The organism is Glutamicibacter mishrai, assembly GCF_012221945.1.
GTDB lineage: Bacteria > Actinomycetota > Actinomycetes > Actinomycetales > Micrococcaceae > Glutamicibacter > Glutamicibacter mishrai.
Genome location: NZ_CP032549.1, coordinates 1,782,840 through 1,797,931, shown reverse-complemented (window position 1 = coordinate 1,797,931; position 15,092 = coordinate 1,782,840). Strand labels below are relative to the sequence as shown.

General features: G+C 61.7%; 14 protein-coding genes and 1 tRNA gene. 9 read left to right on the top strand and 6 right to left on the bottom strand.

Going from position 1 to position 15,092, the window contains the following annotated elements:
• Positions 1-8: 8 nt before the first annotated feature.
• The 4 genes from D3791_RS08495 to uriH all read right to left on the bottom strand — a co-directional run bounded on the left by D3791_RS08495 (position 9) and on the right by uriH (position 3,085).
• Positions 9-755 carry a LysR family transcriptional regulator substrate-binding protein gene (locus D3791_RS08495; RefSeq protein WP_022874461.1) on the bottom strand — a complete coding sequence of 249 codons (747 nt, stop codon included), beginning with the start codon at positions 753-755 and terminating at the stop codon, positions 9-11.
• Between the two features lie 84 nt (positions 756-839).
• On the bottom strand, positions 840-1,271 hold the full coding sequence (locus D3791_RS08490; protein WP_022874462.1) for a universal stress protein: 432 nt from the start codon (positions 1,269-1,271) through the stop codon (positions 840-842).
• 57 nt (positions 1,272-1,328) lie between these two features.
• A complete protein-coding gene (locus D3791_RS08485) occupies positions 1,329-2,027 on the bottom strand; it encodes a dienelactone hydrolase family protein (RefSeq protein ID WP_172511905.1) in 699 nt (232 codons plus the stop codon).
• A gap of 86 nt (positions 2,028-2,113) precedes the next feature.
• Positions 2,114-3,085, bottom strand: coding sequence for a uridine-preferring nucleoside hydrolase UriH (uriH, locus tag D3791_RS08480; protein ID WP_061955547.1), 972 nt, complete (start codon positions 3,083-3,085; stop codon positions 2,114-2,116).
• Between the two features lie 149 nt (positions 3,086-3,234).
• On the opposite strand from uriH, the gene D3791_RS08475 reads away from it, so the two are divergent.
• Positions 3,235-4,284 (top strand): LacI family DNA-binding transcriptional regulator, encoded by a 1,050-nt coding sequence (locus D3791_RS08475; protein WP_022874465.1) that lies wholly within the window; start codon positions 3,235-3,237, stop codon positions 4,282-4,284.
• A gap of 2 nt (positions 4,285-4,286) precedes the next feature.
• Here D3791_RS08475 and D3791_RS08470 read toward each other — a convergent pair whose 3' ends face one another.
• Complete coding sequence (locus D3791_RS08470; protein WP_172511904.1) at positions 4,287-4,823, bottom strand: YdeI/OmpD-associated family protein; 537 nt, start codon at positions 4,821-4,823, stop codon at positions 4,287-4,289.
• A gap of 76 nt (positions 4,824-4,899) precedes the next feature.
• Here D3791_RS08470 and D3791_RS08465 point away from each other — a divergent pair, with 76 nt between their 5' ends.
• Complete coding sequence (locus D3791_RS08465; RefSeq protein WP_172511903.1) at positions 4,900-5,355, top strand: 2-thiouracil desulfurase family protein; 456 nt, start codon at positions 4,900-4,902, stop codon at positions 5,353-5,355.
• Between the two features lie 95 nt (positions 5,356-5,450).
• Here the strand turns inward: D3791_RS08465 and D3791_RS08460 are convergent.
• Positions 5,451-5,534 (bottom strand) — tRNA-Leu (locus tag D3791_RS08460).
• A gap of 281 nt (positions 5,535-5,815) precedes the next feature.
• Here D3791_RS08460 and D3791_RS08455 point away from each other — a divergent pair.
• The 7 genes from D3791_RS08455 to pknB are packed head-to-tail and all read left to right on the top strand — an operon-like array spanning position 5,816 to position 15,089.
• Positions 5,816-6,628 carry an FHA domain-containing protein gene (locus D3791_RS08455; protein WP_022874468.1) on the top strand — a complete coding sequence of 271 codons (813 nt, stop codon included), beginning with the start codon at positions 5,816-5,818 and terminating at the stop codon, positions 6,626-6,628.
• Positions 6,625-7,104 (top strand): FHA domain-containing protein FhaB/FipA, encoded by a 480-nt coding sequence (locus D3791_RS08450; protein ID WP_022874469.1) that lies wholly within the window; start codon positions 6,625-6,627, stop codon positions 7,102-7,104. The genes D3791_RS08455 and D3791_RS08450 overlap by 4 nt, the downstream gene beginning before the upstream one ends.
• Before the next feature lie 3 nt (positions 7,105-7,107).
• Complete coding sequence (locus D3791_RS08445; RefSeq protein WP_022874470.1) at positions 7,108-8,508, top strand: PP2C family protein-serine/threonine phosphatase; 1,401 nt, start codon at positions 7,108-7,110, stop codon at positions 8,506-8,508.
• A complete protein-coding gene (locus D3791_RS08440) occupies positions 8,505-9,902 on the top strand; it encodes an FtsW/RodA/SpoVE family cell cycle protein (protein ID WP_172511902.1) in 1,398 nt (465 codons plus the stop codon). Before D3791_RS08445 ends, D3791_RS08440 begins: the two co-directional genes overlap by 4 nt.
• Positions 9,899-11,359, top strand: a complete 1,461-nt coding sequence (locus D3791_RS08435) for a peptidoglycan D,D-transpeptidase FtsI family protein (protein WP_022874472.1) — start codon at positions 9,899-9,901, stop codon at positions 11,357-11,359. Before D3791_RS08440 ends, D3791_RS08435 begins: the two co-directional genes overlap by 4 nt.
• Positions 11,356-13,176, top strand: a complete 1,821-nt coding sequence (locus D3791_RS08430) for a protein kinase domain-containing protein (RefSeq protein WP_172511901.1) — start codon at positions 11,356-11,358, stop codon at positions 13,174-13,176. Before D3791_RS08435 ends, D3791_RS08430 begins: the two co-directional genes overlap by 4 nt.
• A complete protein-coding gene (gene pknB / locus D3791_RS08425; protein ID WP_172511900.1) occupies positions 13,173-15,089 on the top strand; it encodes a Stk1 family PASTA domain-containing Ser/Thr kinase in 1,917 nt (638 codons plus the stop codon). Before D3791_RS08430 ends, pknB begins: the two co-directional genes overlap by 4 nt.
• Positions 15,090-15,092: the final 3 nt, after the last annotated feature.

The following is a 15,092-nucleotide window of genomic DNA, read 5'->3' as shown; positions in this document are numbered from 1 at the left end:
GGCCGGTTCTAGCGTTTCTTGCGCCCCTTGGAACCGCCTGGCTTGCCGGGCTTGCCGCCGTTGCTGCGCGCCTGCTTCTTGGCCAGCTCCTTTTGGCGCTTGGCTGCGGCCAGGGATTTGGCCTTGGCTTCGAACTTCGCCTTGTCGTTGATGCGCTTGGCCTTCTGCTCATGGTTGCGCACCGAGGCCTGGCGGGAGGAATTCGCGCTGCGGCCGCGCACAATCCCGATGAATTCCTCCAGGAGCGTGGTGTCTTCCATGGAGGTCGGCCAGGCGATGCCCACCTGGGTTGGCGCGCCGTCCTCGACGAAGCGGGAGACCACGTCCTTGCGGGCGAACAGCCGGGCGATGCTCTGCGGCACGCGCAGTACCTGGGCGCCGGAGGCCACGACCTCCATGGCCACGCCGATGCCTCCCACGGCTTCCGGGTAATCAGCCAGGTCCAGTTGCGGGAAGCCGGCAGCCACCTCGGCTGGCACCGATTCGTCGTAATATTCGATCTCGTGGTCCTTGGCGGCGCAGACCACTTCCAGCTCCTCGTACAACGGGATCACGTGGCGGGTGTGGTCCTTGGGGGAAACCTCGCGGTAGCGCACGAACACCGCGTCAGCCTTGTCCTCGGCCAGCAGGTCGAGGATTCCGCTTTCGTCGTGGCGCCAGGCCTGGAGCTCAACCTTTGGATAGCGCTCCTTGAAGCGGTCCATCCATTTGCCGGGGGTCACGCCGGTGGCGTAGGCGATTCGAAGAGTTTGCACGGGTTAAGCCTACGCTGTGCGGGGTTAAATACTGCAGGCGGGCACCGTTGAACGGTACCCGCCTGTCAGCGAAAGCGCTGGGGCTTACTTGTCGGTCTTCACAACCAGTACGTCGCATGGTGCCGAGTGGGCTACCGAGGAGGCAACCGAACCCAGTACGCGGCCCAGGCCCTTCATGCCTACGTTACCCACGACGATCAGCGAAGCCTTGCGGTCTTCGGCGTCGGAGATCAGAACGTCGCCTGGCTTGCCGTGGCCGGCAGCAGCGGTGATCTTCACGCCTGGGACAGCGTTCTTCACGTCGTTGGCAACGCGCTGGGCCAGCTTGCGGGCCTGTTCTGCGTCGTCCAGGATCCAGGTATCGGAACCGATGGATACGACCTCGGTGTTGTCCGATGCGTGAGCGGTGACGACCACCAATTCGGCGTCAATCTTCAATGCCAATTCCGCTGCACGGCGAGCTGCTCGCTGTGCGGTTTCCGAACCGTCGACACCTACGATGATGGTTTCTGACATATTGCTCTCCTTATTAGTGAGTGATGCTGTTAAGTGATGGATAACACTTTATGGCCTTTAGGCCACTTTATCCTGTAAAAAGCCGACGGCGCGTTCCCAAGCGATAACTGCCTGCTCAGGGTCGTAATTTCCGGCGGTGTTTTCGTCATTATGGAAGGCATGCTTGGCATCGTAGAAGTAATACTTCACGTTGGCGCCGGATTGCTCGCGGATTTGCTCCTCCTGGGCGCGGGCCTGCTCAGGCGGGTACATCTCGTCGAAGTTGGCGTAGTGGCCCTGGATGTCGGCGCGGATTCCCGAGAAGTCATTGGGCACGCCCTGGCCGACTCCGTAGAACGGAACGGCAGCGGCGATTTTCTCTCCCTGCTGCGCGGCCAACTGCAGAACAAAGCCGCCACCCATGCAGAATCCGATGACACCCAGCTTCTCGCTGGTGACATGTTCATTGGCCAGCAGGTAGTCCACGGCGCCAGCCAGAAGCTGGGCACCCTTGGCTTCGGGAAGCTCGGCCATCATCTGCCCGGCTTCCTCGCCGTCGTGGGTGATGGATCCGCCGTAGAGATCCGGGGCGAGGGCGACAAAGCCGAGGGCCGCGAGGCGATCGGCGGTATCTCGAATGTGGTCGGTCAGGCCCCACCATTCCTGGATCACGATGACCCCAGGGCCCTTTCCTGATTCAGGTACTGAAAGGTAGCCGTGTGCTTGCGCACCCGAGGATGGGAACGTCACGTTCTGGTGCGGGGTTTTTCCTGCCATTACGCCTCCTGATCTTCGTGTGATCCCAGTTTATGCAGGTCTGGGCCTAATTGGCATTGATGTGCCCCACATTAGCCAGAAGTTGTTTATTTGGCGGGTGTGACTTCGCCGATGCGCTGCAGCGCGTCGGTCACCAGATTCCAGAAGCCGTCGTGATCCAGATCCACGGCCACCGAGGTGTTGCACTGCTCGCTGGCTGGGGAGCGGAAGTCGGTGACCGTCATGCCCAGGGTCAAATCCCCTCGCAGTTCCACGTTGACCGGCGCCTTCACGGTGCGCACGATCTGCGGGTCGATGACATAGGCGACCGCACAGGGGTCGTGGACCGGCGGGGCGTCGAAGCCCTGGTGGTCGCGGTAGGCCTGGGCGAAGAAGTCCATGAGCTCGCGCACGAATTTTGCCGGGCCGGTGCCGATCTTCTCGATGCTCTGCACCACCTCGGTGGTGGCCAAGGCCTGGTGGGTCAGATCCAGGCCGACCATGACTACCGGCCAGCTTTCGTTGAACACGATGTGCGCGGCTTCCGGGTCCACCTTGATATTGAATTCGGCGACGGCGCTCCAGTTGCCGGTGTGGTAGCCGCCGCCCATGAGCACGACTTCGCGAACCCGCGAGACGATGCGCGGTTCCTTGCGCACGGCCAGCGCGATATTGGTCAGGGCGCCGGTGGGCACCAGGGTGATTTCCCCTGGCTCGTGGCTCATCACCAGATCGATGATCACATCCACCGCATGGCGGGGGTCCAGTTCAATGGTCGGCACTGGCTGCTGGGGTCCGTCCATGCCCGAGTCGCCGTGGACTTCTGCCGCGGTTTCCACCTCGCGCACCAGGGGCCGGGCGCAGCCTGCGGCAAAAGGAATGCCGGTAATGCCGGCGATGGTGCCCACGGCCAGCGCATTGGCGGTGACCTTTTCCAGGGTCTGGTTTCCGGCGACGGTGGTGACGGCCAGCAAGTCGATGGCCGGGCTTCCGTGCGCCAGAATCATGGCAACCGCGTCATCGTGCCCCGGATCGCAGTCCAGAATGATCTTGCGGGGCGTTGCGCTGTCCTGGGCCATGGTGCCATCCTTTTATTCCGCCGGCGGGCGGCCGGTCATTGATCGAGATGCGAAGATCTTCATCCTAGGCAATTCTTTCCTGTTCTCCAGTTTACGTCAAGCGCTTAACTTAGGAGTTGTCCGGGAGGGCAAGCGACTACGATGGAGCCATGACGATTGCTGAGAAGACCGGAAATACCCGCGAACCACGCCGGGTCACCGCAGCCATGGTCGCTGCGCATGCAGGCGTATCCACGGCCACGGTCTCGCTGGTTGCCAACGGCAAGTCTTCCGGAAGGGTCTCCGCCAAGAACGAGCAACGCGTGCGCGAAGCGATCCGCGAACTCGGTTATTTTGTCGACAGCATCGGCAGCTCATTGGCCAAGGGCGTCAGCTCCCTGGTCGTCCTGGTCGCACCGGATATCTCCAACCCGTTCTTCGCCAAGGTCATCGCCGGCGTTCGCTCGGTCTTGGCCAGCGACTACCAGCTCATGCTCTCGGTCACCGATGCCGGTGTCTCCCCCAGCGCCAGCGAAACCCGCAAGATCCTGGGCCTGCGCCCGGCCGGCCTGCTGGTGCACGCGCCAAGCCAGGAATTCCTTGACGAGATTGGCGGCAACCTGCCCATGGTCGCCCTCGACGCTCCCGGCATCAGCCCGAAGTTCCCAGCGGTTAATATGGATGTCGCCCAAGGCGCCCGCGATGTGGTGGCGCATTTTGCCGCCCAGGGGCACACCAAAGCCGCGTACTTGGATGCCATCACCGGAACCGAAACCCTCGCGGTGCGCCGTGAAGCCTTCCTGGAGGCCGCCGGCGATTACGGCATCGAAGTACTGCCGTCTTCCGTGGCCAGCTCGATGATCGATGTCAACGCCGCATCCACGGTCTTCAGCCAGCAGTGGACCATCTGGCAGGAGGCAGGAGTGACCGCCCTGGGCTGCGCCACCGATAACCACGCCTTCGGAGTGCTCCATGCGACCCGGGGCCTGGGGATCCGCATTCCGGATCAGCTCGCGGTGGCTGGCTTTGACGATCTTCCCTACTCGGCGACCTCCAACCCTGCCATTACCTCTGTGCAACTGAACGCGCAGGAAGGCGGGCGGCTGGCCGCTTTGAAGCTTCGCGCCTTGCTCGAGGGCAAGGACCCCGAGCCGCTGCAGAGCATGCTGCCTAGCTCATTGGTTGTCCGCGGCTCCACCGTGATCGGCGGGGACCACTAGCCCTACTGGATAAGCTTTCCGCTCTTGGCCAGTTCCGGATTGGTGCACGAAGACAGGTCGAAACAGCAAGGTCGGCGCTTGCCGTCGCGCAGCTTGGAAATGCTGACCTCGACGCGCCGCTGACGAGTGTCCGGGTTCTTGGTAGAACCGACCCAGCGGACCCATTCCCATCGAGCCATCGGGGTCAAGCCAACCCATGTCTCGTCCAGATCGCTGGCTTCGCCCAGCGCTTTGGCAAGGTCAGCGGGCACTGCGGTTTCCGGCCAGCTGGAGCTTGGCTGCACTGATAGCTGGAATTGCTGTCCTATCTCGCCTTCGAGCTCAGGTGCCTGTTCGGCGTGCAGGTCAAGCCAGTGACCGCGGCGTCCATCGGGATCAATCACCACGGTCCGGCCGGCAAAATCCCCGAGAAGATCGAGCGCTACTTGGCCCCGGCTGGAGAGCTGGTCGCTGGATTCCTGCTCTAGGCGAAGAATCCTGTGGCCGTTGACCAGGTCGAGGGTTCCGCGAATTTCGAACGGTTCTTTGGATGCTGCCACGATGTCCTGCCTTTCAAATCGTCAATGGAAGTCTAGTCCAGCCGCCAGGTGCCAGCACGGTACTAGGATTAAAGTTATGCGCGAGGTCCCGTTGCTTGTTAGTTCCTGCCTGGCAGGCGTTCCCTGCCGTTATAACGGCAAGGCCAAAACCGATCCGCAAATTGCTGAAGCCGTCGCCTCGGGCGCTGCGATCGCAGCCTGCGCTGAAGTTCTAGGCGATCTGCCAACTCCGCGTCCGCCTGCCGAAATCCTGGGAGGAGACGGGAACGATGTCCTCGAAGGACACGCCAAAGTGCTCGCTATCAACGGCGAGGATCTGACCCAGGCCTTTATCTCAGGGGCCCAAAAGGTCGCGGATCTGGCTGCAGAGAACGGAATCACCGAGGCCATTTTGCAAGATCGCAGCCCTTCCTGCGGCTGCGGAGCCATTTACGATGGCTCGCACAGTGGAACTTTGGTCGAAGGCGACGGAGTGCTTGCGGCCCTGCTCAAGCGGCGCGGATTGTCCGTTTCGACTCGCCGCGGGCAATAGTTATCAAAATGATGCATAGCTGGCAATGGCCGGCTTAAACAAAAAATAACCTCTGAACTGAACTTTCGTTCATTTTAGAGGTTATTTTCATTTTGTGCGCGAGGGGGGACTTGAACCCCCACGACCTTGCGATCACTGGCACCTGAAGCCAGCGCGTCTACCAATTCCGCCACTCGCGCATATGTAATTTTTGTTGCTTCGTGCTTTTGCAACAAGAAATAGCTTACACACACATTTTCAGTTCACCTAATCGAAACCTGTCTATGTGGCCAGAGACACAGCGTTCATGCCCTGACCACCGTGTCGGTAAGGCTGATCTCTGTGGATCACCCAAGGATTTTTCGGCATTTGCACAGCTGAAAACAGTAAGATCGAATATGAAGTTCTGTGTTCACTGCTTTTTGGCGGGAATGCGAGACACTAAGACAAACAATGGACCCTTAAGGAAGGAGCACGAATAATGGGCTTTCTCGACAATGTCGAACGCGGCTTAGAGAAGGTCGTCACAAGCTTCTTTCGTGGAACCAGCACCGCAGACCTCAAGCCGGTAGAACTGACTACCGCCCTGCGCAATGAAATGGACCGCGGGATTCTGCCGATTAGCGAAGGACGCAGCCTCGCTCCGAACGACTTTGTCGTCTCGTTGAGCACCAAAGACTTCGAAACCGCTAAAAGCTGGGGACGAGCAGTCGTAAATGAGATGGCTAAGGTCACCGCAGAGCACGCCACCAACCAGGACTACTCGGTCCATGGTGATGTCATGATCCACTTCGTTTCCAAGCAGGACTTCAAGCCTGGGGAAATGGAAATCAACGGCTCCGTCAAGGAAACCAGCTCCCATGTTGTGGCTTCGGCACCGGTGAAGACGCCGACCGCTCGCCCCGTGGACCAGTCATCGCCGCGCACCACTGCGCAGCCGCGCCCTAACGTCCGCCCGGTCAACGAGATCCCCAAGGTGCCAACGCAGAAGCAGGCCATCCTTGAAGTTGCCGGCCAGCGTTTCGCCCTGAACCACCACTCGGTTGTCCTGGGCCGCTCGGCGAGCACCGATATCCCGGTGGATGATTCCGGCGTTTCACGCCAGCACATCCGCGTTGAGACCCGTGGCAAGACCAACTTTGTGGTGTCCGATTTGGGTTCGACCAACGGCACCTACGTAGACGGCAAGAAGATTTCTGCCGAAACCCCTATTTTTGACGGTTCGATCATCACCATTGGACAGACAAAGATAGTCTTTCGGCTTATCACCTCGAACAACGGAGGCCGCGCATGAACGATCTGGTTCTAAGCCTGTTCCGACTGGGCTTCCTAGTACTCATCTGGCTGCTCGTCTTGAGCGTTGTCGGATCGATGCGCCGTGATTTGGCCGTGGGATCACGAGCCCGCACGGGCAAGCCCAGCAAACGCGCTCTGAAAAAGAACCCCGAACTGGCAGAACCAGAAGCTCCAGCGCGCAAGGCCGCCACCTCGCTGGCTATTGTTGAAGGCCCCCTGGCCGGCAACAGCATCCCCCTGAGCGGACAGCCGATCATGTTCGGCCGCGCGCAGGACGCCACCGTAGTATTGGATGACGATTATGCTTCCGGACGCCATGCCCGCCTGTTCCCCCAGGGGTCACGCTGGTTCATCGAAGATCTGGGTTCCACCAACGGAACCTTTGTCGGCGATAGCCAGCTGACTCGTGCACAACCAGTGGAGCCAGGCCAGCGCATCCGCATCGGAAAGACTGTCCTGGAATTGAAGTCCTAGCCTATGGCCCTCAAACTCAAATTTGCCGCGAAATCTGACGTCGGCCGGATTCGCAAGAAGAACGACGACTCCGCCTATGCCGGCGAATACCTTGCCGTGCTCGCCGATGGCATGGGCGGCCATGTCGGTGGCGACGTGGCGTCCGCATCCACCGTTTTGGATCTGGTGCACCTGGATCATGCAGATATCATCGATCCGCAAAACGCGCTGCCCGATGAAATCCAGGCCGCAAATCTGGTTTTGAATGAACTCGTTGGTGCCAACCCGAAGCTTTCGGGCATGGGCACCACCGTGACATCCCTGCTGCTTTCGGGCAGCACTTTGCATATGGCCCACATCGGCGACTCGCGCGCCTACCGGCTGAAGCACAACAACTTCGAGCAGATCAGCCGCGACCACACCTTCGTGCAGCGCCTGGTCGATGAGGGCCGCATCAAGCCGGCCGAAGCCGAAGTCCATCCACACAAGAACGTGCTGCTGCGCGTGCTCGGCGACTCGGATGCCTCCCCCGAACTCGATGTCCAGCAAATCGACGCCGAACCCGGCGAACGCTGGATGCTGTGCTCCGACGGCCTGACCGATGCGGTTCCGCTGCCGATCATCGAGCAGATCATCCGCAATACCGCGGACATGGATGAAGCCGTCAACGACCTGGTGGCCACCACCTTGAAAAACGGCGCCCCGGATAACGTCACCGTGGTGATGTTCGAGGTCGTCGAGGATACCGCCGACGAATTCAGCGAGCCCTCCGTCCAGGAACCCGCTCCGGATACCGCCCAGCTGGCCATTGCCGCTGAAGGCGACGTCGAAGCCAGCGCCTCCTTGCTGCGCCACGAGATTTCCCAGCGTCCGCATCTTCTGGTCGGAGCGGCCCAGTTGGCCACCCAGACCGGTCAGATTCCGGTGGTCACCCAGCATACTGGTGAACGCCGAGCCGCCGCGCTGCTCACCCACCGCTCACCGGCTGCCGGCCAGATCCTCGATCCGCTGGAAAGCCCGACAGCCCACCGCCGCTGGATGATGCCGATCCTGCTGACCTTGGCGGCCTTCCTAGTGGTGGCCTTGGCCGTCTGGGGCTACATGTGGACGCAAACCCAATACTTCGTTGGCACCGTGGACAACAAGGTCGCCATCTACAAGGGCGTCCCGCAGGAGCTTGGACCGATTTCGCTCTCCGAGGTCGATACGGTCAGCCAGGTTCCGCTGGAATCCCTGCCCGAATACTCGCGCCAACGCGTTGAAGCCACCATCTCGGCGGATAACCGCGAACATGCGCAGATGATCATCCAGGAACTGCTGGTCACCGCCAAGCAGAACTGTCCGGTGCAAGTGCCCGGTTCCAAGGGATCAACAAGTAGCAACCAAACCCAGCTGCCAGCCTACTGTCAGGAGATCATGCAATGACCGAAGTGCAGACCGCACCGGTACCACGGCGCAATCTCGAGCTGCTGCTGCTTGTATTGGCTCTCTGCGTCGGCGGTGCAGCGTTCTTCCTGGTGGGCAGCACCACCGAGGATGTCGACAATACCGACTTCTATGTCCAGATGAGCATCATGGCGGTGCTCGCCCTGGCTGTGCACGTATTGCTGCGCATCTTCGCTAAATATGCCGATCCGGTAATACTTCCGATCACGGTAGCGTTGAACTCCCTCGGCCTGGCCATGATTCACCGAATTGACTTGGCTAAAGGCAGTTCACAGTCGGCTCGCCAGCTGCTCTGGACGGCCATCGCCATTGTCATTGCGGCCGCGGTTCTCTGGGCCGTCAAGGACCACCGGATTCTGCGCCGATTCACCTATATCGCGTTGCTGGTATCCATCCTGCTGCTGTTGCTGCCGCTGGTTCCAGGCTTGGGCGTGACTATCAACGGCGCCCGCATTTGGATCCGCGTGGGTGCCTTCTCCCTGCAGCCAGGCGAACTTGCGAAGATCACCCTGTCGGTCTTCTTCGCCGGATATCTCTCCTCGAACCGCGACCTGATCCTGCTGGCAGGGCATAAGTTCGGCCCGCTGCAGCTGCCGCGACTGCGCGATATGGCCCCCATGGTCATCGCATGGCTGCTCTCCATCGGCGTGCTGGTGATCCAGCGCGACCTGGGATCGGCCATCCTGTTCTTCGGGCTGTTCATCGTGATGGTCTACGTCGCTACCGCACGCATCTCCTGGGTGCTCATCGGCCTGCTCTTGGTGGTTGCCGGCGGCGCGGTCGCCGGGCTGACCATGAGCCACGTGACCCGACGCCTGGACGTATGGCTCAACGCCTTCGACCCAGCCATCTACCAGGCCACCGGCGGCAGCATGCAGATCGTCGAAGGCCTGTTCGGCATGGCCGACGGCGGCCTGTTCGGCACCGGGCTGGGCGCCGGCTCCCCCTACCGGGTGCCGCTGGCCAACTCGGATATGATCATCGCCTCCTTCGGCGAAGAGATCGGCCTGATCGGCGTCACCGCCATCGTCCTGCTCTACATGTTGCTGGTCTCCCGCGGCCTGCGCGCGGCCCTCGGTTCCCGCGATACCTTCGGCAAGCTGCTGGCCGCCGGATTGTCCTTCACCCTGGGCCTGCAGTGCATCGTCATCATCGGCGGCGTCACCCGCCTGATCCCGCTGACCGGTTTGGCCACCCCGTTCATGGCCGCCGGCGGCTCCTCGCTGCTGGCCAACTGGATCATCATCGCCCTCCTGCTCTTGATTTCACACAACTCGCGCCGGCCGAAGTCCGGCGTCTCAGGACCCACCGATGAAATTGCAACACCCAGCAAAGCCCCAACGACCAGCACCAAGGTGGTGAAGAGCAAGTGAATCAGGCCATTAAGCGAGTTTGGGTAGCACTGACTCTGCTCTTCGTAATCTGCCTCGGCGGGTTGAGCTACATCCAGTTCTTCGACGCTGACCAGCTTTCCGACAACGCGCTGAACAAGCGCCAGCTGTACCGCGAATTCGATCTGCCGCGTGGCGCCATCCTGGTTGATGGCAAGCCCATTGCCGAGTCGGTTCCGACCGATGACGGCCAGTTCGAGTACCAGCGCAAGTACACCGATCCGGAAACCTACGCGCACCTGACCGGCTACTACTCGCTGGCCAACGGCACCACCCAGCTGGAGTCCTCGCTCAACGATTGGCTTACCGGCACCAGCTCGGATCTGCTCTATGACCGCCTGCTGGCGATGTTCACCGGCAAGAAGACCGAAGGCGCTTCGGTCGAGCTGACCATCGATGGCGCGCTGCAGAAGACCGCGTTCAACGCCATCCCCGATGGCGTGAAGGCGACCATCATCGTCACCGACCCGAAGACCGGCGACATCCTGGCGATGGCCTCCAAGCCGAGCTACGACACCAACGACCTGGCGGTGCACTCGACCTCCAAGGCCGCGCAGAACCTGAAGAAGGTCAGTGAAATCGATGGCCTGAGCCCGTACCAGAACCCGGCCATCAACAACCTGAGCTTCCCTGGTTCTTCCTTCAAGATCCTCAGCACGGTTGCCGCCCTGGAGTCCGGAAAGTACGACCTGGATACCGTGATCAACAATCCGATCAAGGTGAACTACCCGAACTCCACCACGCCGATGAGCAACTTCGGTGAAGGCATCTGTGCCCGCGAGCCACGTGCCCGCCTTGCCTTCATCTTCGCCCAGAGCTGCAACACGCCTTTCATGGAGATCAGCCAGACCGTGGGCAAGGAGAAGTTCGCTGATGTGGCCGAACGCTTCGGCTACGGCCAGCAGCTGAGCATTCCGCAGAACGTGGTTCCAAGCAAGTTCCCGACCGGCGAAGCCGACGCGGCCGAACTGGCCCGCATGGCCATCGGCCAGGGCAACAACCAGGTCACCCCGTTGCAGATGAACATGGCCGCCATGGCCATCGCCAACAAGGGCGTGATCATGAAGCCGAATATGATCGACAAGGTCATCGCCCCCGATCTTCGCGTGATCGAGGAACCGAAGCCCGAGAAGTTCTCCACGGCCACCAGCCCGGAGATCGCCGGGCAGCTCGCCGAGCTGATGGAAGGCCCGGTCCAGCACGGTACCGCCATGAATGCAGCGGTTCCAGGCGTGGACTTCCGCGCGAAAACCGGTACGGCTCAGCTGAAAGTCGAAGACGGCGTCGCCTACGTGAACTCGTGGATGACCGGCTTCGCCCCAGCGGATGACCCACAGGTAGCCATTACGGTCACCTTGCAAAACGTAGATTACGACACTGGTCACAACACGACCGGTGCACTCATGAAGACGATGTTAAAGGCGGTGTTCAACAAGTGAGGCCAGTAACCGGCACCACCTTGGGCGGTCGTTACAAGCTCACCGACCGCATTGCGATCGGTGGCATGGGCGAAGTTTGGAAAGCTCGCGACCAGGTCCTTGGACGCCTCGTAGCGATCAAGATCCTCAAAGAGGAATACACCGACAACGAGAGCTTCCTGACGCGCTTCCGCGTTGAAGCCCGCCACACCGCGCTGCTGAACCACCCGGGCATCGCCGGCGTCTTCGACTACGGCGAGGAACAGGGCTCCGCCTACCTGGTCATGGAACTTGTTCCCGGCCCGCCGCTGTCCACCATCATCGAGCGCGAACGCAAGCTCGAGGTGGATCGCACCCTCTCGCTGATCGCGCAGACCGCACGCGCACTGGCCGCCGCCCACGAGCACGGCTTGGTGCACCGCGACGTGAAGCCGGGCAATATCCTGGTCATGCCATCGGGGGTCGTCAAGATCACCGACTTCGGCATCGCCCGCCTGGCCGACCAGGTCCCGCTGACCGCCACCGGACAGGTGATGGGCACCGCCCAGTACCTGGCTCCGGAGCAGGCCACCGGGCAGAACGCGACCGGCAGCTCGGATATCTACGCGCTGGGAGTGATCGGCTACGAATGCCTGGCCGGACGCCGCCCGTTCACCGGAGAGTCGCAGATCGCCATCGCCTTGGCGCAGGTCAACGACGCTCCCCCGGCGCTGCCTGACACCATCCCGGCACCGGTACGCCAGCTGATCATGTCGATGCTGGCCAAGAACCCTGCCGACCGCCCCAAGGATGCCACGGCCCTTGCCAAGGCCGCCGACGCCTTGCGCGCCGGCGATACCAACACCGCCACCATGGCGGTGCCAGGCATGCTGGCCACCGGCATTTCCGAAGATGCCACGCAGGCGCTGAATATGGGCGAGGACGCCACCCAGGCGATGACCCGCCAGGATTCCGCCCCGACCATGACCAATGCCATGCCAACCGTGGTGGAGCCTGCGCGGACCGCCAGCGGTTTCACCGCGGCCAGCAACCAGGGTGCCAACGGCTTTGACGATGAAGATGCCGATGCCCAGGATCCGCAGCCTGCCGATTCCAAGCGCAGCCCATGGCTGATCCCGCTGATCGCCATCATCGCCCTGGCTGTAGTCATTGCGCTCTTGGCTTGGCTGATCCCTGCCATGAGCAGCAACAACGACGACCAGCCCACCGCAACGGTCACCGAAAGCAGCTCCGAATCGCCTGAGTCCAGCGAGCCGACCGAGGAAACCACCGAGCCATCGGAGGAGACCTCGGAGCCCTCAGAGACCTCCGAGTCCCCTTCGGAAAGCCAAAGCGAGAGCCCCGAGTACGTCGAGGTCTCCTCCTCGCTGATCGGCCAGGACATCGACAAGGTCACCTCGGAGCTCGAGAGCAAGGGCCTGAAGGTCAATGCCGTACCGCAGGAAACCGATGAGGCCGAGCCGCGCGAAGTCATTTCGCTGAACCCCACCGGCAATGTCGAGGTCGGCGAGACCGTGACGGTCACCTACGCCATGGCACCGGAAACCGTTGAAGTTCCCAAGGTCACCGGCATGAGCTTCGAAGCGGCGCAGAAGCGCATCCAGGATGCCGGCCTGGCTGCCGCACGGGGCGAAGAGCGCAGCGACTCCTCGGTCGCCGGCACCGTCCTGTCGCAGGACGTCCCCGCAGGCCGCGAAGTAGACCCTGGCACCACCGTCACCCTGGATCTTTCGACCGGCCCTGAAGAGGAGCCGGAAGAATCCGAGACCCCGACGGCCACGCCAACTCCTACTTCCTCGCCAACTGCCTCGGAAACGGACCAGAGCGAAGCACCATGAGCGAAGTCGAAGCATTGCCGCCTGGCTTGCCGAGGATGATCAGCGACCGATATGAGATCGAATCGCTCATCGGCCGCGGCGGCATGGCGGATGTCTATCTGGCGCTGGACCATGTGCTCTCGCGCAAGGTAGCCGTGAAGGTCCTGCGCCCGGACACCGCCAGCAATCCCATGGTGGTCAACCGGTTCCGGCGCGAGGCCAAGGCGGTTGCGGCGCTGAGCCACCCGAATATCGTCGCTGTCTACGACACCGGCGAGCTTCCAGCCACCGATCAGCAGCGCGAACGACTGCCGTTCATGGTCATGGAGTATGTCACCGGGAAAACCCTCAAGCAGGTGATTTCCCAGGACCGGATCGATGCCCAGTTCGCGGTCTCCCTGATCCGTGGCGTATCCGAGGCGCTGGATCACTCCCACGCCAATAATGTGGTGCACCGCGACGTCAAGCCAGCCAATGTCATGGTGACCGACTCCGGACATGTGAAGCTGATGGACTTCGGCATCGCGCGAGCCACTGATAACTCCGCCACCATGACGCAGACCGCTGCCGTGGTGGGCACCGCCCAGTACTTCTCCCCCGAGCAGGCTCGCGGCGAGCAGGTGGACTTCCGCTCCGATATCTATTCGGCCGGGTGCCTGTTCTACGAGCTGATGACCGGCAAGCCGCCGTTCACCGGGGACTCCCCGGTCTCCGTGGCCTACCAGCATGTGGGCGAGATCCCGCCGGCCCCTAGCGAGGTCGCACAGGATGTCGACCCGATCTTCGATCCGGTCGTGGCCAAGGTGCTGTCCAAGGAGCGTGATGACCGCTTCCAGTCCGCTGGAGCGTTCGCGCAGGCTTTGGAGAACGCCCTGAACGGGATTGAATTCCACGAGGATCAGTCCACGCCGGCAACCTACACGTTGCCGATCTACGGCACCCACGACTCCACCGAGCCCGGTTTCGCGGCCCAAGCGGCCCCGATGACCACGGAGCATCCGGTCTTCACGACACACGATGAACCGGTGGAAACCACCCGTCATCGCTCTAATCGCGGGCTGATCGTGCTGTTGTCGTTGATCGCCGTGGTGGCAGTGGCCATTGCCAGCTTCCTGGTGATCCGCTCGATCCAGGCCGATGCCGAAAAGCGCGCCCCGTTGGCCGTCCCAGACGTGAAGAACCTGTCGGAAGACGACGCCAGCAGCTTGCTGCGCGATGCGACCTTCAACGTCCGTGTTGAGCGTGAGTTCAATGAGGACGTGGATGAGAACAAGGCGGCTCGTACCGATCCTGCATCAGGCACCGAGGTGGCCAAGGAATCCACGGTGACCTTGTACATCTCCGAGGGCTCCGAGCAGCGGGTTATCCCCGAAGACCTCACCAACCAGTCCGAGGCCGCCGCGCGCGATGCCTTGCGCCAGGCTGGCCTGGAGGTAGGCAAGGTCACCCGCGAGGATTCAGCGACCATTCCGACGGACTGGGTCATTGGAACGAGCCCGGATCTGGGTTCCAAGGTCAAGGCCGGCAGCGAGGTTGATCTGATCCTCTCCACCGGCAAGGTCGAGGTCCCTGATCTCACCGGGAAGACTCCTGATGAGGCTGAAGAGATCCTCAAGGACCAGGGCCTGGAAAAGCTGTCGCTCAGCGCCAGCACGGACACCGAAGTGACCGACGAATTCGCGCCGGGCACTATCGTGAGCCAAACTCCCAGCGCCCCGGGCACCATGGAGCAGGGCGGCACGATTACCTATGTCCTGGCTGAAGCGCCAGCGGAACCAACTCCGTCCGAGACCCCATCTGAAACCCCGTCCGAAAGCGAGTCTTCGGATGATTCCACTGCCAGTGAATCGCCGAGCGAGACCCCTTCCCAGACTCCAAGCAAGACCCCACGCGGAGAATTGCCCCCACCGGCAAAACCCGGTGAGGGCAATTAATCA

Excerpts from the sequence above, each read along its gene's own strand:
- D3791_RS08490 (WP_022874462.1), bottom strand. The coding sequence starts at position 1,271 with ATGTCAGAAACCATCATCGTAGGTGTCGACGGTTCGGAAACCGCACAG.
- D3791_RS08485 (WP_172511905.1), bottom strand. The coding sequence starts at position 2,027 with ATGGCAGGAAAAACCCCGCACCAGAACGTGACGTTCCCATCCTCGGGT.
- uriH (WP_061955547.1), bottom strand. The coding sequence starts at position 3,085 with ATGGCCCAGGACAGCGCAACGCCCCGCAAGATCATTCTGGACTGCGAT.
- D3791_RS08475 (WP_022874465.1), top strand. The coding sequence starts at position 3,235 with ATGACGATTGCTGAGAAGACCGGAAATACCCGCGAACCACGCCGGGTC.
- D3791_RS08465 (WP_172511903.1), top strand. The coding sequence starts at position 4,900 with ATGCGCGAGGTCCCGTTGCTTGTTAGTTCCTGCCTGGCAGGCGTTCCC.
- D3791_RS08455 (WP_022874468.1), top strand. The coding sequence starts at position 5,816 with ATGGGCTTTCTCGACAATGTCGAACGCGGCTTAGAGAAGGTCGTCACA.
- D3791_RS08450 (WP_022874469.1), top strand. The coding sequence starts at position 6,625 with ATGAACGATCTGGTTCTAAGCCTGTTCCGACTGGGCTTCCTAGTACTC.
- D3791_RS08445 (WP_022874470.1), top strand. The coding sequence starts at position 7,108 with ATGGCCCTCAAACTCAAATTTGCCGCGAAATCTGACGTCGGCCGGATT.
- D3791_RS08440 (WP_172511902.1), top strand. The coding sequence starts at position 8,505 with ATGACCGAAGTGCAGACCGCACCGGTACCACGGCGCAATCTCGAGCTG.
- pknB (WP_172511900.1), top strand. The coding sequence starts at position 13,173 with ATGAGCGAAGTCGAAGCATTGCCGCCTGGCTTGCCGAGGATGATCAGC.